19 protein-coding genes and 1 pseudogene are annotated in these 18,438 nt (G+C 51.7%); 11 read left to right on the top strand and 9 right to left on the bottom strand.

The window, feature by feature from the left end; all coding sequences use genetic code 11:
* Positions 1 to 4 precede the first annotated feature (4 nt).
* Positions 5 to 241: a 50S ribosomal protein L28 gene (gene rpmB / locus CX651_RS13345; RefSeq protein WP_028769274.1), complete on the bottom strand. Its 237-nt coding sequence runs from the start codon at positions 239 to 241 to the stop codon at positions 5 to 7.
* Positions 242 to 363: 122 nt separating this feature from the next.
* Positions 364 to 1,041 carry a RadC family protein gene (gene radC / locus CX651_RS13340; RefSeq protein WP_039035359.1) on the bottom strand — a complete coding sequence of 226 codons (678 nt, stop codon included), beginning with the start codon at positions 1,039 to 1,041 and terminating at the stop codon, positions 364 to 366.
* A gap of 128 nt (positions 1,042 to 1,169) precedes the next feature.
* Between radC and coaBC the strand changes: the two genes are divergently transcribed.
* From coaBC to folE, 5 genes are all read left to right on the top strand, one after another.
* The gene (coaBC, locus tag CX651_RS13335) at positions 1,170 to 2,366 is read left to right on the top strand and encodes a bifunctional phosphopantothenoylcysteine decarboxylase/phosphopantothenate--cysteine ligase CoaBC (protein ID WP_167398146.1); all 1,197 of its coding nucleotides are present in this window, start codon (positions 1,170 to 1,172) and stop codon (positions 2,364 to 2,366) included.
* Positions 2,363 to 2,821 (top strand): dUTP diphosphatase, encoded by a 459-nt coding sequence (dut, locus tag CX651_RS13330; RefSeq protein ID WP_025888140.1) that lies wholly within the window; start codon positions 2,363 to 2,365, stop codon positions 2,819 to 2,821. The genes coaBC and dut overlap by 4 nt, the downstream gene beginning before the upstream one ends.
* Positions 2,822 to 2,845: 24 nt before the next feature.
* A complete protein-coding gene (gene slmA, locus CX651_RS13325; protein ID WP_025010868.1) occupies positions 2,846 to 3,439 on the top strand; it encodes a nucleoid occlusion factor SlmA in 594 nt (197 codons plus the stop codon).
* 130 nt (positions 3,440 to 3,569) lie between these two features.
* Positions 3,570 to 5,540, top strand: coding sequence for an alpha/beta hydrolase family protein (locus tag CX651_RS13320; RefSeq protein WP_101056443.1), 1,971 nt, complete (start codon positions 3,570 to 3,572; stop codon positions 5,538 to 5,540).
* A gap of 192 nt (positions 5,541 to 5,732) precedes the next feature.
* Positions 5,733 to 6,383 carry a GTP cyclohydrolase I FolE gene (folE, locus tag CX651_RS13315; RefSeq protein WP_025010867.1) on the top strand — a complete coding sequence of 217 codons (651 nt, stop codon included), beginning with the start codon at positions 5,733 to 5,735 and terminating at the stop codon, positions 6,381 to 6,383.
* 101 nt (positions 6,384 to 6,484) lie between these two features.
* Here folE and pyrE read toward each other — a convergent pair whose 3' ends face one another.
* Complete coding sequence (pyrE, locus tag CX651_RS13310; RefSeq protein WP_025010866.1) at positions 6,485 to 7,126, bottom strand: orotate phosphoribosyltransferase; 642 nt, start codon at positions 7,124 to 7,126, stop codon at positions 6,485 to 6,487.
* A gap of 104 nt (positions 7,127 to 7,230) precedes the next feature.
* Positions 7,231 to 7,944 carry a ribonuclease PH gene (rph, locus tag CX651_RS13305; RefSeq protein WP_025010865.1) on the bottom strand — a complete coding sequence of 238 codons (714 nt, stop codon included), beginning with the start codon at positions 7,942 to 7,944 and terminating at the stop codon, positions 7,231 to 7,233.
* 180 nt (positions 7,945 to 8,124) lie between these two features.
* On the opposite strand from rph, the gene CX651_RS13300 reads away from it, so the two are divergent.
* On the top strand, positions 8,125 to 8,988 hold the full coding sequence (locus CX651_RS13300) for a YicC/YloC family endoribonuclease (RefSeq protein ID WP_101056442.1): 864 nt from the start codon (positions 8,125 to 8,127) through the stop codon (positions 8,986 to 8,988).
* 173 nt (positions 8,989 to 9,161) lie between these two features.
* Complete coding sequence (locus tag CX651_RS13295) at positions 9,162 to 9,416, top strand: Arm DNA-binding domain-containing protein (RefSeq protein WP_198552056.1); 255 nt, start codon at positions 9,162 to 9,164, stop codon at positions 9,414 to 9,416.
* Here the strand turns inward: CX651_RS13295 and CX651_RS13290 are convergent.
* The 4 genes from CX651_RS13290 to CX651_RS13275 all read right to left on the bottom strand — a co-directional run bounded on the left by CX651_RS13290 (position 9,378) and on the right by CX651_RS13275 (position 13,651).
* Positions 9,378 to 10,382: a YecA family protein gene (locus CX651_RS13290; protein ID WP_101056441.1), complete on the bottom strand. Its 1,005-nt coding sequence runs from the start codon at positions 10,380 to 10,382 to the stop codon at positions 9,378 to 9,380. The genes CX651_RS13295 and CX651_RS13290 overlap by 39 nt on opposite strands.
* A gap of 17 nt (positions 10,383 to 10,399) precedes the next feature.
* Complete coding sequence (locus CX651_RS13285; protein WP_101056440.1) at positions 10,400 to 11,749, bottom strand: type II toxin-antitoxin system HipA family toxin; 1,350 nt, start codon at positions 11,747 to 11,749, stop codon at positions 10,400 to 10,402.
* Positions 11,739 to 12,029, bottom strand: coding sequence for a helix-turn-helix domain-containing protein (locus CX651_RS13280; RefSeq protein WP_101056439.1), 291 nt, complete (start codon positions 12,027 to 12,029; stop codon positions 11,739 to 11,741). The genes CX651_RS13285 and CX651_RS13280 overlap by 11 nt, the downstream gene beginning before the upstream one ends.
* 506 nt (positions 12,030 to 12,535) lie before the next feature.
* Positions 12,536 to 13,651 (bottom strand): multidrug effflux MFS transporter, encoded by a 1,116-nt coding sequence (locus CX651_RS13275; RefSeq protein WP_101056438.1) that lies wholly within the window; start codon positions 13,649 to 13,651, stop codon positions 12,536 to 12,538.
* Between the two features lie 154 nt (positions 13,652 to 13,805).
* Between CX651_RS13275 and CX651_RS13270 the strand changes: the two genes are divergently transcribed.
* Positions 13,806 to 14,582, top strand: a complete 777-nt coding sequence (locus CX651_RS13270; protein WP_101056437.1) for an AraC family transcriptional regulator — start codon at positions 13,806 to 13,808, stop codon at positions 14,580 to 14,582.
* An 86-nt stretch (positions 14,583 to 14,668) separates the two neighbouring features.
* Positions 14,669 to 14,851, top strand: a pseudogene (locus tag CX651_RS20370) (IS5/IS1182 family transposase); the annotation flags it as partial.
* Positions 14,852 to 14,922: 71 nt separating this feature from the next.
* Here the strand turns inward: CX651_RS20370 and CX651_RS13265 are convergent.
* Positions 14,923 to 15,477: an outer membrane beta-barrel protein gene (locus tag CX651_RS13265; protein ID WP_101056436.1), complete on the bottom strand. Its 555-nt coding sequence runs from the start codon at positions 15,475 to 15,477 to the stop codon at positions 14,923 to 14,925.
* Between the two features lie 235 nt (positions 15,478 to 15,712).
* Between CX651_RS13265 and CX651_RS13260 the strand changes: the two genes are divergently transcribed.
* Together CX651_RS13260 and CX651_RS13255 are read left to right on the top strand one after the other, a co-directional pair.
* Positions 15,713 to 17,071, top strand: a complete 1,359-nt coding sequence (locus CX651_RS13260; protein WP_101056435.1) for an esterase/lipase family protein — start codon at positions 15,713 to 15,715, stop codon at positions 17,069 to 17,071.
* Between the two features lie 127 nt (positions 17,072 to 17,198).
* Positions 17,199 to 18,290, top strand: coding sequence for a branched-chain amino acid aminotransferase (locus CX651_RS13255; protein ID WP_101056434.1), 1,092 nt, complete (start codon positions 17,199 to 17,201; stop codon positions 18,288 to 18,290).
* The last annotated feature ends 148 nt before the right edge of the window (positions 18,291 to 18,438 follow it).

The following is an 18,438-nucleotide window of genomic DNA, read 5'->3' as shown; positions in this document are numbered from 1 at the left end:
TCTATTACACCTTCTCGCCACGGGCACGAAGTTCAGCAACAACGACTTCGATACCTTTCTTGTCGATAATGCGCATACCCTTGGTAGAAACGCGCAATTGTACGAAACGCTTTTCGTCTTCTAACCAGAAACGGTGGTTCTGCAGGTTAGGTAAAAAACGACGACGAGTTGCGTTTTTTGCGTGCGAACGGTTGTTACCAACCATTGGTCGCTTGCCAGTAACTTGGCATACTCTTGACATGTCAATCTTCTCCAAAAAACAATTTTAACGCTCGAGCATTAATGTGCCTCGTATGGCCGTCGCCCGAGGCACAAAGAGGGCGCATGTTATACAGGATAACTGAGGAAAGATCAAGCGATGGATCAAACTATCCATCCGCGTTCTGCGAAGGAAACTATCTCGCAATCCCCTACAACCATATGATCCAGAAGCGAAACATCTATGGTTGCGAGCGCACATTTCAACCGCTCAGTAATTCGCCTGTCAGCCTGGCTGGGCTCAGCCACGCCGGACGGGTGATTATGGCAAACTATGACCGCCGCGGCCTGTTTTTCCAGCACCAGTCTAACCACCTCTCGCGGATAGACGGATGCAGAGTCCAGGGTGCCATGGAATAATTCCACGAATTGGATTACTCGGTGCTGGCTGTCCAGCAACAGAATCGCAAACACCTCGGTGGCACGGTCTGCTAATTGTCTCATTAAATAGTCGCGAGTCAAATCCGGATTTGTCAAAACCGGCCCTCTTTGCAGCTTTTCCCGAGAAATTCGTCTCGAAAGTTCGGCGGCGGCCTGCAATTGGGTATATTTCACCGGCCCCATTCCCGGAATTCGGGCAACTTGATTCAGTGGTGCCACCAAGAGTTGCCGCAGTGAACCGAATGCCGCGAGCAAATCTCTGGCTAATTCAACCGCACTTTGCCCCGCCAGGCCGTTACGCAGCAAGACCGCCAGTAACTCGGCATCACTCAGGCTCTTGGCTCCCTGCTGCAGCAACTTTTCCCTTGGGCCCTCTCCTGTAGGCCAGTCTCTGATACCCATCCTTGGCTCCCGTCCCTGTGCCCTATACTTTGTTTCAATTATGGTCGAGATTTTTGAAGCTGCATCCTGCCAAGTCGGGGGAGCTTTGTGATATCTTAGCCGCCAATTACCATCAGTTGATTGTTTCTATGAGCCTGAAGCATAAAAAAATCCTCTTGGGGATTGGCGGTGGCATTGCCGCCTACAAGAGTGCTGATCTGGTGCGGCGCCTGCAGGACAGAGGTGCCGAAGTCAGAGTCGTCATGAGCCAGAGCGCCATGGAATTCATTACCCCGCTGACCTTGCAGGCGTTATCCGGCCATCCGGTAGCCTCAGATCTGCTGGATCCTGCGGCCGAGGCTGCCATGGGGCATATCGAATTGGCCCGTTGGGCCGATCTGGTTATCATTGCCCCCGCTACCGCCAACCTGTTGGCCCGTATTCGTGCCGGTATGGCCGATGAACTGATCACCACCACCTGCCTGGCAACGGCGGCTAAGGTGATGCTCTGCCCGGCGATGAACCAACAGATGTACCAAAACGTAGCGACTCAGGAGAACCTCAAGGTGCTGGCCGAGCGCGGTTATGGTATCTGGGGCCCGGATAGCGGCAGCCAAGCCTGTGGTGAAATCGGCCCGGGGCGTATGCTGGAACCCAATGATATCGCTCAGCGAGCCGCCGCTTGCTTTGAGCCACAGCTGTTGGCCGGCCAAAAGCTGCTGCTCACCGCCGGACCGACCCGTGAAGCGATAGATCCTGTGCGTTATATCTCCAACCACAGCTCTGGCAAGATGGGGTTTGCACTGGCCACTGCGGCGGCGCAGATGGGCGCCGAAGTGACTCTGGTCAGCGGCCCGGTTAATTTAGCTACCCCGGCAGGGGTGACCCGAGTCGATGTGCAATCGGCCAAAGAGATGCTCGATGCCGTGATGCAAAGGGTGGAACAGCAGGATATTTTTATTGGCTGCGCCGCAGTGGCAGACTATCGTGTCGCCGATGTCGCCGAAGCCAAAATAAAAAAATCTTCCGAAACCATGGCATTGGCACTGGTGCGTAACCCGGATATTCTGGCCACGGTCGCCAGCCATTCTATCCGGCCCTTTACCGTGGGTTTTGCGGCAGAAACCCATGAAGTGGAGACCTACGCGCGTGACAAGCTCAAGCGCAAGAAACTCGATATGATTGCCGCCAACGATGTGTCTGTTCCGGGTCAGGGTTTCAACGCCGACCGGAATGCCCTGAAAGTATTTTCTGCAACAGGTTGTGATGAACTGCCGGCCACCGACAAGTTGAGCCTGGCCAAACAGTTGCTGATCCTGATAGCGAAGCATAAAAACAACTCATGAAAACACCCATAGAACTGAAAATTCTCGACTCGCGTATTGGCAGTGAATTTCCGCTGCCAAGCTATGCGACCCCAGGCAGTGCCGGCATGGATCTACGCGCCATGCTGGACACCAGCATCACCATAGCCCCGGGTGAAACTGTATTGATCCCGACCGGAATTGCGGTTCATGTGGCCGACCCTTCTCTGGCGGCGGTGATTTTGCCCCGCTCGGGTCTGGGCCACAAAAACGGCATAGTACTCGGCAACCTGGTCGGCCTTATCGACTCTGACTATCAGGGCCCGCTGATGGTTTCCTGCTGGAACCGCAGCCAGACACCTTTCACCCTGGAGATAGGTGACCGCTTGGCCCAATTGGTGTTTGTGCCCGTCGTTCAAGCCCAGTTCAAACTGGTGGATGAATTTGACACCTCGGACAGAGGCGAAGGTGGCTTCGGTCACTCAGGCACTCAATAATTCCTGCCACTGACAGAGCGAAACATGGCTGTAAAAGAAAAAATCAATCGTCGTGAACACATACTCCAATCCCTTGCCAGAATGCTGGAAACCAATCCGGGGCAAAGGATTACCACCGCCAAGCTGGCCTCGGAAGTTGGCGTGTCGGAAGCGGCGCTTTATCGCCACTTTCCCAGTAAGGCGCGGATGTTTGAAGGCCTGATTGAGTTTATTGAAGACTCTCTGCTGTCACGCATCAACCTCATCATGGACGAGGAGAAAGACACCATGAAACGCTGCCAACAGGCACTGCAGCTGTTATTGGTGTTTGCCGAGCGCAACCCAGGGATCTCCCGGGTACTGAGCGGTGATGCCCTGCTGGGCGAGAATGAGCGTCTCAGAGAGAGGATCAACCTGTTGTTTGCCAAGTTGGAAACCCATCTGAAGCAGATCCTGCGGGAAAAATCCCTGCGAGAAGGGCAAAAATTCGCCCTGGATGAAGCCATTCTGGCAAACCTGCTGTTGGCCGTGGCCGAAGGCCGTATTGCCCAGTTTGTTCGCAGTGAATTCAAGCTCAAGCCAACGGCTCACTTCGAGGAGCAGTGGCAGTTTATTCAAAGCCAGTTATTGCAGAGCTGAACGCCCTGTTTTTCGGGATCAAGGACGGTAAAAACCGTCCTTTTTTTATGGATTTAGCCTTGTCCAAACCCAAGCATTTAATTAACATTGAAAAAACATAGGTTACTTATAATAAACACAAGGATGTCAAATGAAATTCCAACCTTTGTTGACTGGTATATTATTGCTGGCCCCCACTCTCGCTTTGGCCCAGAGTCATCAAACGCCCACGCCGGCAGAAATTTTCAGCCAGGGGGCGCAATACACCAATGTCAAAATCTCCCCCTCCGGTGACTATCTCAGCGTGATCATGAATCACGAAGGAAAAGATAAGCTACTGATCCTCAATACTGAAGACCTCAGTGCCAAGCACATTGTTTACTTCCCGGGCAACGCCCAAGTGGGCAGTTATACCTGGGTCAACGATGAACGTGTCGTGGTCGCCAAGGAATACCTCAAGGGCTGGGATGATCGCCCGCTCTACTATGGTGAATTGATGGCGGTGAACGCCGATGGTTCCAAGGTCGCCTATCTGTTCGGTTACAATTCGGGCCAGCAACAAACCGGTTCCCACCTGAAGAAAAACACCGCCATCCAGGCCACTGCCTATGTACTCGATCCCTTGCCGGATGATGACCGCTACATGTTGGTCAACGCCATCCCCTGGAACGGCGGTCGCAGCCTGGATTATGAACAGTTACAGGATGTCTATCGGGTTGATGTCTACCGTGGCACCCGCAAGAAGATCACCCGCTCTCCCATAGGTATGGCCAGCTTCATGACAGATGACGACGGTGAAGTGCGCTTTGTGGCCGGTCAGGACAGAAGCAACAACACCCGTATTTTTTACCGTAACGACGGAGAATGGATTGACACCGACAAGCTGAACATCGGCCTTAAGGACTTTACCCCTATCTCCTTTACCGAAGATCCCAACAGCGTCTATGCCGCCGCGTCTCAGGCCGGTGAGCCCAAAGCCGTGTATCGGGTCAACCTGAAAACCGGTGAAAAGCAGCAGATAGTCAGTGACGCCAGAGTCGAGCCGGACAACTTCTGGATCAACGGCCAGAACAAACAGCTCTATGCGGTGGAGTTTGCCAACGGTTACCCAACCTACGCCTTTGTTGACTCTGAAGATCAACATGCTGTGTATCTCAAGCAACTGCTGGCCAGCCTGCCGGGGCACCAGGTGCGCATCGTCAGCGAGACCCGTAACGCCGACAAGATGGTCATTCTGGCCTTCAACGACCGCAACCCGGGCGACTACTATCTGTTTGATACCAAAGCGGTCAAACTCAGACACCTGCTGCGTACCATGGAAAGCATAGATCCGGCCAACATGGCCGAAGTGAAACCCATGGATATCAAGGTGCGAGACGGCATGACGATTCAGGCCTACCTGACCTTACCACCCGGTAAAGATCCCAAGCAGTTGCCTCTGGTGGTCAACCCGCACGGCGGCCCACACTATGTCAGGGACAGCTGGGGCTTTGATCCTCAAAACCAGATGCTGGCCAATCAGGGTATTGCCGTACTGCAGGTTAACTTCCGCGGCTCAGGTGGTTATGGTGAAGCCTTCCAGCAAGCGGGCTACCGCAAGTGGGGCAGTGAAATTCAATACGACATCATAGACGCCACCCGCCATCTGATAGATCAAGGCATAGTGGACAAGCAGCGCATCTGTATCGTCGGCGGCAGTTTTGGCGGCTACAGCGCGCTGCAAAGCTCGGTTATGGAGCCGGATCTATTTAAGTGCGCCATCGGCTTTGCCGGGGTGTACGATCTGGAAATGATGTTTAAAGAAGGTGACGTGCAGGAACGTGACTCGGGCACCAGCTACCTGCGAACTGTGCTTGGTCAGGATCAAGCCGTGCTGCGCGCTATGTCGCCCACTCGCAACGTCGACAAGCTCAAGGCCAATCTGCTGCTGGTGCACGGTGGCAATGATGAGCGCGCTCCCATAGAGCAGTTTGAAGCCCTGGAAGATGCGCTCAAGAAGCGTAACTACCCCTACCAGAAAATCATCATGGATGATGAGGGCCACGGTTTCTACGATGAAAGCCACAGAGCCATCTATTATCAGAAAATGCTCAACTTCCTGAAGCAGAATCTGGGCGTTTAAGTTTAACAGCCGTAAACAAAGCCGCTCTCCAGGGAGCGGCTTTTTTCGTGCTATGGGGCTTTTCTGGTATGAATTTACAGCAAATAGCGGTATCCTCCGCTTCCCGCAGATAAATGTGAAAAGCGTCACAGCTTGCGCGGACAGTAACAAACGGAAGGCGCTGGCTTGGCGTCTATCCGCCGGAGGAAAACAATGGCATTGAGTGAAGCAGCTTTGATGGTTCAGACCGCGCTCCTGGAGCGAGGACTCGAGACCCCCATGGTACCCTGTGGCTTGTCGGCCGAGGAGCGCAAGGAAAAAATAGAGGCCCATATGAAGGCCATTTTGACCTTGATGTCGCTGGATTTGAGCGACGACAGCCTGATGGATACGCCGAAACGTATCGCCAAGATGTATGTCGACGAAATTTTCTCCGGCCTCGACTATGCCAACTTCCCCAAGATCACTGTTATCGACAACAAGATGGGCTTCGATGAAATGGTGCGGGTGCAGGACATCAGTCTCACCAGCACCTGTGAGCACCATCTGGTGACCATAGACGGCACTGCTACTGTGGCCTATCTGCCGCGGAAGAAGATCATCGGCCTGTCGAAGATCAACCGCATAGTGCGTTTCTTTGCCCAGCGGCCACAGGTGCAGGAGCGCCTGACCCAGCAAGTACTGGTCGCGTTGCAGACCCTGCTGGAAACCAAAGATGTGGCGGTAAAAATGGATGCGGTGCATTACTGCGTTAAATCCCGCGGTGTGATGGACTCCACCAGCTCCACCACCACTACGGCTCTTGGCGGCGTGTTCAAGTCCAACCCGGCCACCCGCGCCGAGTTTCTGCATCAGGCCAAATAGCTTCTCCGCCATAAAAAACGCTGCCAAGGCAGCGTTTTTTATGGACTGTACAGAAAGTTACTCAAGCTTCTGTAAGAACTGACATTCTATCCTGGGTGGCATTAAATACCATACTGTTCACGATAGGCGCTAACGGCGGCCAACTCCTGCTCCATCCCAGGTTTCTCGGCCAAGTAGGCAATCAAATCGGCCAGCTTGATGATGGCCACTATCTGGCAACCAAAGTCGCGCTCCACTTCCTGAATGGCAGACAATTCGCCCTTGCCCTTCTCCTGACGGTCGAGGGCAATCAATACCCCGGCCAGAGTCGCGCCATTGGCCTGAATGATCTCCATGGACTCGCGAATAGCGGTACCTGCGGTGATCACATCATCCACCAACATCACCTTACCCTTGAGCTCGCTGCCTACCAGGTTGCCGCCTTCGCCGTGGTCTTTCTTCTCTTTGCGGTTAAAGCAGTAAGGAATATCCAGATCATGGTGTTCGGCCAAGGCTACAGCCGTGGTTGTGGCGATGGGGATCCCCTTGTAGGCCGGGCCAAACAGGAGATCGTAGTCGATACCGGCATCCACCAACGCAGCAGCATAAAAACGGCCCAGGCGGGCCAGATCCCGGCCAGTGTTAAACAGACCGGCATTGAAGAAGTATGGGCTCTTGCGGCCGGACTTCAGGGTAAACTCACCGAATCTCAACACCTGACGCTCAAGGGCAAATTCAATAAACTCGCGCTGATAGGCTTTCACGATCTCTCCTCTTGTGATTATGGGTAAGCCCTTAAGGCTCACGGGTACGAACAAGTACTCTCTGGAGTACGAAAAAAAGGACCCTCATGGGGTCCTTAAAAAACTTAACTCAATGCAGCCTTCTGCACATCGATAATCTCACGAATGCCATGCTTGGCCAGCTCCAGCAGACTCAGCAACTCTTCATGGCTGAACGGCTCGCCTTCGGCGGTGCCCTGGATCTCGATGATCTTGCCGGTTTCTGTCATCACCACGTTCATATCGGTTTCGGCGGCGCTGTCTTCGATATATTCCAGGTCACAGATAGGCTCACCTTCAAAAATCCCCACGCTCACGGCGGCGATAAGGAATTTGAGCGGATTGGCCTTGAGAATACCCTTGGCACGAGCCCAATTAAGCGCATCCACCAGAGCCACACAGGCACCTGTGATGGCTGCAGTGCGGGTACCGCCGTCGGCCTGAATCACATCACAGTCGATCACTATGGTGTTTTCACCCAGCAGCTTCATATCCACAGCAGCGCGCAAAGCACGGCCGATGAGGCGCTGAATTTCCTGGGTACGACCAGACTGCTTGCCCCGGGCCGCTTCGCGATCCATACGGCTATGGGTAGAACGGGGCAACATGCCATATTCTGCCGTCACCCAACCTTGGCCCTGGCCTTTGAGAAATCTCGGCACCCCTTCGGTAAAACTGGCGGTACAGAGTACTTTGGTATCGCCGAACTCGACCAGCACAGAACCTTCCGCATGGGCGGTAAACTGGCGAGTGATTGAAATGGGGCGGGTTTGAGCCGGAGTTCTGTTGCTGGGACGCATAGTGAATTCCTGTATTTTGTCGTCTGGACTGAATTGGCTGCATATTATAGGGCCTTGCGGCGCTTGACGCCATGGCGGATCCGTATCGAACCGACAAAGTGTATACACTTCACTTTAACCCCGGGGGCAAGCTGTCTATAATCCTCTGCTACACCCGTCTTCAAGCAACTGGAATATCTGATGATCCACAGCATGACCGCCTACGCCCGTATCGAGCATAAAGCCGACTGGGGCACAGCCTCCTGGGAAATCCGCTCAGTCAACCAGAGATATCTGGAAACCTATCTGCGCCTGCCGGAACAGTTCCGTAGCCTGGAGCCTGTGCTGCGAGACAGACTGCGCAAGCGTCTCAATCGCGGTAAGGTAGAGGTCAATTTGCGCTACGAGCTGAGCGATCAACAAGGTACCCAGCTGAATATGAACCAGGACTTGGCACTGCAACTGCTGCAGGCCGCCAATTGGGTAAAACAGCAAGCCGGCCAGGGTGAGCTCAATCCAGTGGATATTCTGCGCTGGCCTGGGGTCATGTCCTCATCCGAGCAAGACATGGATGCCATTGCCGCCGAACTGCTCAAAGCCTTCGACGGCGCCGTCGATCAGTTTATCGAAGCCCGCGGCCGTGAAGGCAGCGCCATCAAAGAGATGCTGCTGACCCGCCTGGATGCCGTTGAAGCCCAGATCGCCATAGTCCGCGAGCACATGCCCAAGGTCATGGAGTGGCAAAGGGAAAAACTCAGCAACCGCCTGGCCGAAATCCAGGGCGAACTGGACCCGGCCAGACTGGAACAGGAAATGGTATTGCTGGCCCAAAAACAGGATGTGGCCGAAGAGATGGATCGCCTCGAAGCCCACGTGGCCGAAGCTCGTCGGATCCTCAACAAGGGTGGCAGCGAAGGCCGCAGACTGGACTTCATGATGCAAGAGTTCAACCGCGAATCCAACACCCTGGCCTCCAAGTCAATCAGCAGCGAAATCACCGCCGCCGCGGTCGAGCTTAAAGTGCTGATTGAGCAGATGAGAGAGCAGATCCAGAACGTGGAGTGATGTTTTAACATTCACAAGTACAGCATAAAGCCTCATTTTTGAGGCTTTTTTGTTTTCAGAAGATTTCAGGTCTTTGCCTCTGTTTTCAACCAACTGGTGAGTTTAGTGGTGAGTAGGATTGATCTAGTATGCCCTTAAATGGTGAGTAACTTTCCATACCTAAGGAGAACTATATGGGCAAGCTCAATGCACGCAAAGTCGCCGCTTTGGCCAAAGATGAACCACGCAAAACCGCAGATGGTAATGGCCTCTACTTCGTTGTACCCGCCTCTGGAGAACCTTTTTGGATCTTGCGATTTTCAATCAACGGTTGTCGTCCAGAAATGACAATTGGATCTTATCCAGAACTATCCCTTGCAGATGCACGAGATGCGGCCTTCACGATCTTTTTATATGTTAATTGTAAATTGAAACGTTTGTTTGAATAAGGGCTGAATTTGAGCTCTTCTGACGACCGGCTCAGCGTTTAAATAACGCCTTGGATCTATGGTGATAAATCCCCAAAACTGTAAAAATCGCTTAATAAACCTGGATTCAATGAGCATGCTTAAGTTTCTTTCTGGCGCGAAGTAATCATCTGTAGAGAATGCCTGTAGTAAATCGGGGAAAGCAGTCATCACCTCTTTAACAAGCTGCTCCACATTGTTGTGACACTGAATGCGCCACAGCATAAATAACCAAAATGGTCGCAAGTCGACATCGTATTCAAAGCCGTCCATATACCCCCAGTTATATTTGCTGATTGCGGCTTCTAACATAGGTTTGAAGAATGCTTGTATACCTAAAGCCTGATACTGTTGTTGTGCTAACTTTTTGACATGGTAGCGACCGCTGCGGCGATAAATAATGCTGCTAATTTCGGCTAGCACTCGGGTGTAGTGCAGGGCATTAAATTTATCTTCGTTACTGCCCGCAAACTCGCTGATGCTAATATTTTGTGGGAACTGAGCAACGGCAAACTCAGGCAATAACTCACTGGCCTGTTTGACCAACTTAGCCGGTAAGTTGCCTTTACTCGTGGCTTTGAATGACCCATCTTGCGCCATAGCCTCATCAAGAATAAGAGCTAAATAGCGCATCACAGGACTGGCTAAAAGCGCATCTGGTGTGCTGATTGTCACCCACTGTAATTCATCAAAAGGCGCATAAAGCCAATTGGCCATTTGCGTTGGTGTTACACCACAAAAATCGGGATGAGGTTGATTATTACGATCCTGCACTTTGTGCTGTAAAACAGTGTTGAGTTCATCAAGGCTCAAATTGGGGTTCATTGCCAGCATGGTGTCAATATCATCAAATATTTGGGCATGTTGCTTGGAGACACTGCTCATACAACAACGTTTAAACTTTTTACCACTGCCACAATGGCAAGGATCGTTTCGGCCAAGCTTCATGTTGTCCCTTCTTATTATTATAGAAAAAGCGCTTCATTTTCTTGTTTACGCTGGTTCAATGTATGAGTAATAGCAGACACTGTGATTTTACTTACCCCTTGCTGCTTTGCTAGATGAGCAAACTGACTGATGGCTTCTGCGACTTCTTCAATAACTTGCCTCACCTCATTCCAATTGGCAAAGCCTGCGCTGGCAGCCAGCTTTTGCATTAGCTTAAGCGGTGGCGCTTTGCCATAACCTCCAAAGGCAGTGGCATGTTCGTTAAATGGATGTGGGCTGTAGGTAACATCGTAAAAAGGTGCAGGATTCCATTGGCCATCGTCCGTTTGCAAAAAAGCCCAGTTTTTACTGTGATCGTCTTGGTTAGACGACAGCAGGTTAAAAATGGCACGGCGAAATTGCAGTTGCCCAGCGGCTGGAGATTTACACAGCTGTCGGCTGGCTTTGATTAAATCAATATAATCTAAACTTGGCGTTCGGAAGTCTGCATCAAGCAATCCGCAGGCGCTGTGCATATGCAAGCGGCCTGAACTGCGCTTGCTGCCTAAATTGGTCTGTTCAGCGACATAATCAAAACGCTTGAGTGCTAACCACGCAGGCGCACCGCTTGTATGCGGCGCTTCAATAAGTTGCCAAATTGGCGGTTGGCACTTTGCTTGCTCGGCCATTTGTAAATAAACCGCCTCGCACAAACCTTCTTCATGTCCGAGCGCTAGATTCTTCGAGGTAAACTTAATCAACCAAGCTTCATCACCGGGCTGTGCAAAGGTTCGACAATGCCGAGTTTCCCCAGCAGGCGTATAAATCTGCGCCTTTGGTCTTGCACCACCCGAACTACCTCCGGCGACTAATGCGGCCAACACGTGTTGAGTATGCCCATCTAACTCATCTTGGTTGTCGTCCATATAATCTGACATTGAAGAATCGAACAGTGTTTGTGCTTCTAAACCCAAGGTTGCTAAATCAATGTCAGCGTGCGTCGTGGCTGAAAACTCAGATACCGGAGAAAAAGAGAGCGCTCCCATACCTTTATCACCGACAAAAGCCAGTCTATCCATTGCTGTTAATTGATTAGGCAGAATGCCTTTTTGCCGGAAAATACGATCTTGTAACAGCATGCCCCAACCATCGGGCAAACAATCCCCGAATACACCATGCACACCTTGGTGTGGCTGTTTAGGTGCGGCTTGTACTTGTGTGCTTGCCTGAATAGTAAAAGGCGATAAATTGCCAAACTGCTGCAAATAGCTGCCTGCATACTGAAAAAAAACGCCTTGTCGATTCTGAGCCAAAACCCCTACAGTGACCTGCTCACCTGAGCTTAACGTACGGGATATGGTGAGTTTTTGAATGGGTTTAAAACTCATCTTTTAGCACCTCATCAATGCTAGATGGTGTAGAAACGCGTTCTTTACTTGGTAGCGTGAGCTGATAGAGCCTATCCAATGAGTCGAGGGTCTGCCAAAGCAACAGCAATTGACGAAATGAAATTTGCCCAGTCAGCTCAAACTTCTTAATAGTGGCCGCTGGGACGCAGCTTCGCTCTGCCAGTGCTGTTCGTGACAGCTTTGCCTGCTTCCGTAACTCACGTAAATAAGCCGCATAGGCTTGGCTTACATCGGTATCATCAAGTAAGGTAAAATTCATCCGCAATGACTTATTGGATACAGTTATATCCATTGTATAGGAAAATAACCAGAAATGGCTATTATTGTATCCAATAAGTGCGGTAGTGTTGAAAGTTCACTCGATCAAGCCTTCCGAAACTGTTATTTTTGAACCCAACTGTAGAGTGAAAACGGCATTGTTTTTCCGTACTCATAACCAAGAAGTGCTACCAAGATTTAGTAAAAGCCATAGGTTAGTGGTAGGTTGTTTGGTGGTGGAGGTAGCCATTTTTGAACGGTTTATTTTTATAATTTATTGATTTTTAAAGGGTCTAGTCTGCTGCTCAATAAGCAGTTCCTGAACCTAGAATAATGTTTCGCGCTGTAAAAAAACGTTCAAAAATCCAGCAAAGCCCCTTCAATAAGGGGCTTTGTCATTTCTAACTCCTACCTAATAGCTGGTCGCCGCAAATGAACACTAAGACCGGAGACAGGGCCTAATAGCGCAAACTCTGCATTGAACAGTGGCCAACTGCAGCAAGCTCATCAGCGAACCCGGCTTACCAACAGCGCCATACTGCCGCAGGCTAACAGTACCCATCCCAAGTGCTGTACCGCACCTGCCAGAGCAAGGCCGCTGCCGATGAGTAAGTAGTACATCAAGCCGAACAGGGCTCCGGCGCTGCCGGCCTGCTGCCGGTACTGAGCCAAGGCCATGCTGAGCACATTGGGGATCGCTATTCCGAATGCCATAACCACAAGTAGCATAGGCGCCAGAAACCCGATGGAGTTCAGCGAAAGTTGTACTCCTATGGCTCCCAGAAGCAGCAGTAAAGCGGCGCCTTGCAAGAGTTTGCCTTGAGAGACTCCCTTGGAGATCAAGCGTTTATTGCTGTAGCTGCCGACCTGTGAGCCCAGGCCAAGGATTAAGCCGCTGTAACCAAACTGTTCCGGCGTGAACCCAAGCCTGGCAAAGTTGAATCCACCGAGTTGGTAGTAAGAAAACAGGGCGACGTTATAGGCAGTGACCAAGAGCGCAGATTGCCAGATTTGCCTGTCACCGAGCATACGTTTACTCAAGGCGAACAGTTGCAAATTCTGCCTGCTGGTTTGGGTTTCCGGCAACCTGATAAAACAATAGGCGAATAAACCCAAGGCCATAATAAACAAAGCTAAAAACACCGCATGATGACCACCCACCTTGACCAATTGGCCACCGGAAAACATGCCGATAACAGGGCTGATGGCAATCCCAAGTCCCATCACACTGAACACTTTCGCCAACTCTTCACCGCTGAAGGCGTCACGCAGCATGGTTTGGGTGACGATTGAGCCGACAGCAATACCAAAAGCGCTGCAGGCTCTGGCGGCCATCAGCACGGCGAAGCTGGTTGTTGACATGGCCACCCAGGCTGCGACGCCATAGATAAAGAGTCCCAGCAACATGGCCTGGCGACGGCCGCAACTGTCGGCCACTATGCCCCACACTGCCACGCCCAAAGCGAAAGCCAAAAAATAAACCGATAGGGTTTGCGCCGCCTGAGGGTAGGACACGGCAAATGTCTGCGAAATAGCCCCCAGGGCCGGGCTGTAAATGGTTTCCACTATTTGCGGGAACATTAGTAGCGCCAGCATCAACCATAGCGAAGGTTTGGTTTTCATCTCTTATCCTTATCACAATCAAGCAAGCTGCGAACAAGCCCTGTTCCTCTATGCAGGCTTGAACCGCGCTTTTCCGAGTCGGCGCGCAGTGTATACTCGTGATGAAACGGCACGTTAACGACATAAAGACAAGAAACATCAAAATAGGGACGTCATGGCGATTATTGAGCAGGAAACTGAGTTCGATGCGGATACCTTTCCAGCCAGTGTTATCGGCATTGCGGCCGATGTTGGCCAGCACGATTCGGGCATGCACCAACACCATAAAGGGCAACTGCTTTATGCCCCCCACGGCTGCATGAGCTTTGCATTGGAGAATGCCATCTGCATCTTGCCACCCACCAAAGCCGTGTGGATCCCGCCCCGTATTTCGCACCGCGCGGTAATGACCAATGTGGTGGCCTATCGCTCTTTGTATTTTGATTGTGCCAGGTTCAACACTCCGGCTGAGCTTCGCATGATAGAGGTCAACGCCCTCTTGAAAGCCTTGATAGACAAAATGGCACTGTGGCCTTGGGACACGCCGGAGCAGAATATGGCCAATAGCAGTGCGTTATTTTGGGAAGAGTTTTATGCCGCCAAGAAACATTCATTTCAGCTGCCACTGCCACGGGATCGCAGGTTTCGCCGATTCCGCCAGCAGCTTATCAAGGAAGAGTTTCTCGCGCCGGATATACGCAGGCTTGCCAGCAGTGTCGGCGCCAGTACCAAGACAGTCACCCGGTTATTCAAGGCTGAAACCGGTATGACTTATCAGCAATGGCGCCAACAGTGGCGCCTTTTGAAGGCCGTAGAACTCCTATCCGGTGCCAGAACAGTCAGCGAGGTGGCCCACAAGCTGGCGTTTTCTTCCGACAGCGCCTTTATTGCGTTTTTTAAAAAGCAGACGGGCCAAACGCCTTTGAGCTTTATTCAGAATTCAATCAATTAAGGACGGTGTGAACAAGCCTCATGCGTACTCTGCGCCGGCTCATAAAATTGAATGCAAGGCTTGCTGCAGAAGCACAAATCCTTTGTAAACAGTGGGAATGGATGAATAACTTCCATAGGCGTTCCTTGCCAGAGACCACTGGGTATCGTTATAAATAACTCATTGACGCCAGGTCCCGCTCACGAGGCTATTACAGGCAAGTCGTTGAAGCGTTGGCTGGCGTCAAGGTGTTAAACAAAGTCATAAGATTCGGCATGCCTGTTCGCCAGATAATCTCATGTTCCAATGGTCAACTAAATGCACTTTTGAATCAATGCAACTTTAGAGACCTGGGATGTCATTAGAAGCGGTAGTCTACGCTCAGGTACAGTTGCTGGGTGTTGTCCAGCGCATATTTACCTGTGTCTATCTTGTTGTCATAGTCCTGCTTCAGGTAGCTATAACCTATCTCGGTATTGAGATTGTCGCTCAGCTTATACACAAGACCTGTCTGACCACCCCAGACAAAATTATTATCTGATCCCAGGGCGCCGCTGTCCGGTGAAGTGTGGTTAATACCGGCGCTGGCACCGACAAACCAGTTCAGCTTGTGGTCCTGATCCAAACCTACCAGATAGTCATAGGAAACCAGCCCCATCTGCTGCTTGGCGAAGTCATCGCTGTTGTAGCTATAAGTGGCGTATAGGCGTTGGTTCGGTGTCAGGAAGGCACCACCGCGCACCATGTAGACAGCGTTGCGATCATCATCGCTGAACTTGCCGCCATCAATGGGTTTGTGGGAGTAGTCGTTTTGCTGCGCGCCGACACCACCGCCGACAAACCAGTCTGCGGCAAAGGAAGGGGCTGAGAAAGCGAGAGCCGCAGCGGAAGCCAGTATTAGAGATTGAATTTTCATAATTTACTCCTTGATCCGGGAAAGTCCGGATGGCTGTTTTAAGCCGGGTCAACTTGTGTTCATCGGCAGGTTAGGGCCGTTTTGCTGAACTTTGGCTGAATGAGAGCCGGAAGGGACTTTTTATCGTATAAGTTGATTTTTTGTGTTAAAAAACTTGATGTTAGAAATGGCAATTGTTGATAGCCCGTGATGGGGTTGTGGTTTGGAATGGAACTATTAACCTGAGGGAAAAGGGATGCGACTGGTATTTGTACACGGCTGGAGTGTGACGTCCACAGAGACCTACGGCTATTTGCCACAGGCATTGGCCAAGCTGGCAGACACTGAGCTCCAAGTGAGTCATCTGCACTTGGGGCGTTACATCAGTTTTCAGGATCAGGTGAAGCTGGAGGACGTTGCGCTGGCTTTCGAGGCTGCCAGACGTGAAGTGCTGGGGGATGAGCCTTTCGCGGTGATTACCCACAGTACCGGCGCCGCGGTTGTGCGCTGTTGGTTGGAGACTTTCTTCGGAGCCCAAAAGCTGGCGGCTTGTCCCGTGACTCATATGATCATGCTGGCACCGGCCAACCACGGCTCTGCCTTGGCACAGCTTGGCAAGTCGCGCCTTGCTAGGATTAAGGCCTGGTTCGATGGATTGGAACCAGGGCAGAAGATCCTTGACTGGTTGGAGTTGGGCAGCCTGGGACAGGCCTCTTTAAGTCAAGCCTGGCTTAATTATGATTTTGAAGCTGCTCGGCTTTGGCCCTTGGTGCTGACCGGCGAGAGCATAGATACTTCCCTCTATGACTATCTCAACTCCTATACCGCCGAGCCGGGCTCGGATGGTGTCGTGCGGGTCGCCGCGGCAAATATGAATTATGCTCGGTTGCAATTGGTGGAGCATGCTCAGGAATGTGACAGCTTTGATGGTGCCTGCGTGGCCAAGCTGGCGCCGGAAAGTTTCATTCAGGCCCCTGTCAGTGGCTTCGGCATTATTCCCAAGGCTAGCCACAGCAAAGAGAAAATGGGGATCATGCGCTCGGTCAGCCGAAGAAACGCTGCCAACAAGCCGGTAGTGCAGGCGATTCTGAATTGGTTGAAGGTCGACTCGGTAGAGGCTTACCGCCGTGCCTGTCAGGAGCTTACGCGGCAAATCCAAAGCCGGACCACCAAGAAGCGTTACACCATGCTGGTGATTCGGGTGTGGGACGATACCGGCGCCGCCATAGAGGATTTTGATTTTTATCTGCTCAGTGGTGAGCAATATCTGCCGGGTATTTTACCTAAGGGCTTTATGCAGGATAAACAGCGCAATCAGCTGAGCCGCAACTGCCTGACCCTGTATCTGGATGCCGCCAAGATGCAGACCCTGCCTCAAGGGAAAATCGGCTTTAAGCTGGTGCCACGCCCTGATGATGGCGGCTGTTATTATCGTGCTGCTGAGTTCCAGTCAGATGCCGGCGCGGTATTCAGGCTGTTGAAGGAGGACGCTACTTTGGAAGTGGATCTCTTACTTAAGCGGCACAGGGATGCAGGGCTATTTACTCTGGTTAGCTCGGAAGAGGGCGGTGATTTTTCCCACTTACCACCTCAGGGGGAGTTGGTCGATATTTGATGGCAAAATTTTACCTTACTTTTTACAGTAATTTTTACAGAACTCTGATTGGCCGCAGACCTTGGTCCTCTTGACATTATTCCGGGTGCTCCCTAGTCTGCTTGAACAATAGTCAAGGTGGTAAGCAATGGAAATCAAGTATCAGTTAAAGCCCGCCGCAGAGCGTCGCTCAGAGCAGTTTTGTCCTGAAGGTAATGTTGGCTTTGGTCGTCTGCGCACCGACCATATGTTCATGATGGATTATTATGATGGCGAGTGGCGGGATCCCCGCATTGTCCCCTATGGTCCGTTTGAGATGGCTCCCGGCGCGATGGCGCTGCATTATGGTCAGAGTATTTTTGAAGGCGCCAAGGCCTTTATGCATGAAGATGGGGAGATTTATACCTTCCGTCTCAACAAGAATGCCGAACGCATGAACCGCTCTGCCGATATCGTCTGTATTCCCAACATTGATGAAGCCATGCAGCTTAAGGCGATCAACGCTCTTATCGATGTCGACCGTCTCTGGTTCCCTATGCTGGAAGGGGCTTGCCTCTATATCCGGCCCTTTATTTTTGCCACCGAAGACAGATTGTCAGTCAGCCCGGCTAACCGCTACACCTTCTGTGTGGTGATGAGCCCCAGCGGTGCCTACTATGGTGAGAGCCTCAACGCCATTCGCCTGCTGATCAGTAAAGAATTCCACCGCGCGGTATCCGGTGGTACCGGTGCCTCCAAGGCCGCCGGCAACTATGCCGCTTCCCTGCGTGCCGGTAAGGCGGCTGCGGCTCACGGTGCTTCCCAGGTGCTGTACCTGGACTCGACCAATGAATATATCGAAGAAGCCGGGGCGATGAACCACTTCCATATTCTCAAGGATGGCACAGTAATCATCCCTGAGTTTACCGATACCATTCTCAAGTCGATCACCTCTCAGTCTATTATTGAGCTGGCGCCACTGCTTGGCTGTGATGTCCGCCAGGAGCAAGTGAAACTGGATGATTTTATCGCCGGTGTCGAGTCGGGTGAGATTATCGAAGCCGGTGGTTTCGGCACAGCAGCCGTGGTTTCTCCGGTCGGCTCCTACATTTTTGAAGATGGCCGGGTGGTCACCGTTGGTGACGGTAAGGTGGGTGAACATGTCAGCCGCATCTATAAGGTCTTCACCGAAATCCAGAAAGGGCACAGACAAGGCCCACAAGGCTGGGTCTGCAAAGTGCCCAGGCTGGAAAAGGCATAAGCCAATAACCCCACTATTAATCAAAAACGCGGCCATTTGAGCTAATGCCGTTCACTTAGTGTGAACGGCATTTTTCTTAGGCTTAATGGGATACTTGTTTTTACTCATTTTTAACGCACGTGGATAGGCTCTATCCCGTTTCCCATCA

Origin of the sequence: Shewanella chilikensis, assembly GCF_002836945.1 — a bacterium.
GTDB lineage: Bacteria > Pseudomonadota > Gammaproteobacteria > Enterobacterales > Shewanellaceae > Shewanella > Shewanella chilikensis.
Note: the sequence above shows the minus strand (reverse complement) of the source record. Positions and strands in the feature narration are given on the sequence as shown.

Excerpts from the sequence above, each read along its gene's own strand:
- slmA (WP_025010868.1), top strand. The coding sequence starts at position 2,846 with ATGGCTGTAAAAGAAAAAATCAATCGTCGTGAACACATACTCCAATCC.
- CX651_RS13295 (WP_198552056.1), top strand. The coding sequence starts at position 9,162 with ATGGGCAAGCTCAATGCACGCAAAGTCGCCGCTTTGGCCAAAGATGAA.
- dut (WP_025888140.1), top strand. The coding sequence starts at position 2,363 with ATGAAAACACCCATAGAACTGAAAATTCTCGACTCGCGTATTGGCAGT.
- CX651_RS13300 (WP_101056442.1), top strand. The coding sequence starts at position 8,125 with ATGATCCACAGCATGACCGCCTACGCCCGTATCGAGCATAAAGCCGAC.
- rpmB (WP_028769274.1), bottom strand. The coding sequence starts at position 241 with ATGTCAAGAGTATGCCAAGTTACTGGCAAGCGACCAATGGTTGGTAAC.
- CX651_RS13285 (WP_101056440.1), bottom strand. The coding sequence starts at position 11,749 with ATGAGTTTTAAACCCATTCAAAAACTCACCATATCCCGTACGTTAAGC.
- CX651_RS13255 (WP_101056434.1), top strand. The coding sequence starts at position 17,199 with ATGGAAATCAAGTATCAGTTAAAGCCCGCCGCAGAGCGTCGCTCAGAG.
- rph (WP_025010865.1), bottom strand. The coding sequence starts at position 7,944 with ATGCGTCCCAGCAACAGAACTCCGGCTCAAACCCGCCCCATTTCAATC.
- radC (WP_039035359.1), bottom strand. The coding sequence starts at position 1,041 with ATGGGTATCAGAGACTGGCCTACAGGAGAGGGCCCAAGGGAAAAGTTG.
- CX651_RS13270 (WP_101056437.1), top strand. The coding sequence starts at position 13,806 with ATGGCGATTATTGAGCAGGAAACTGAGTTCGATGCGGATACCTTTCCA.
- CX651_RS13265 (WP_101056436.1), bottom strand. The coding sequence starts at position 15,477 with ATGAAAATTCAATCTCTAATACTGGCTTCCGCTGCGGCTCTCGCTTTC.
- CX651_RS13275 (WP_101056438.1), bottom strand. The coding sequence starts at position 13,651 with ATGAAAACCAAACCTTCGCTATGGTTGATGCTGGCGCTACTAATGTTC.
- coaBC (WP_167398146.1), top strand. The coding sequence starts at position 1,170 with ATGAGCCTGAAGCATAAAAAAATCCTCTTGGGGATTGGCGGTGGCATT.
- folE (WP_025010867.1), top strand. The coding sequence starts at position 5,733 with ATGGCATTGAGTGAAGCAGCTTTGATGGTTCAGACCGCGCTCCTGGAG.
- CX651_RS13280 (WP_101056439.1), bottom strand. The coding sequence starts at position 12,029 with ATGAATTTTACCTTACTTGATGATACCGATGTAAGCCAAGCCTATGCG.
- CX651_RS13320 (WP_101056443.1), top strand. The coding sequence starts at position 3,570 with ATGAAATTCCAACCTTTGTTGACTGGTATATTATTGCTGGCCCCCACT.
- CX651_RS13290 (WP_101056441.1), bottom strand. The coding sequence starts at position 10,382 with ATGAAGCTTGGCCGAAACGATCCTTGCCATTGTGGCAGTGGTAAAAAG.
- CX651_RS13260 (WP_101056435.1), top strand. The coding sequence starts at position 15,713 with ATGCGACTGGTATTTGTACACGGCTGGAGTGTGACGTCCACAGAGACC.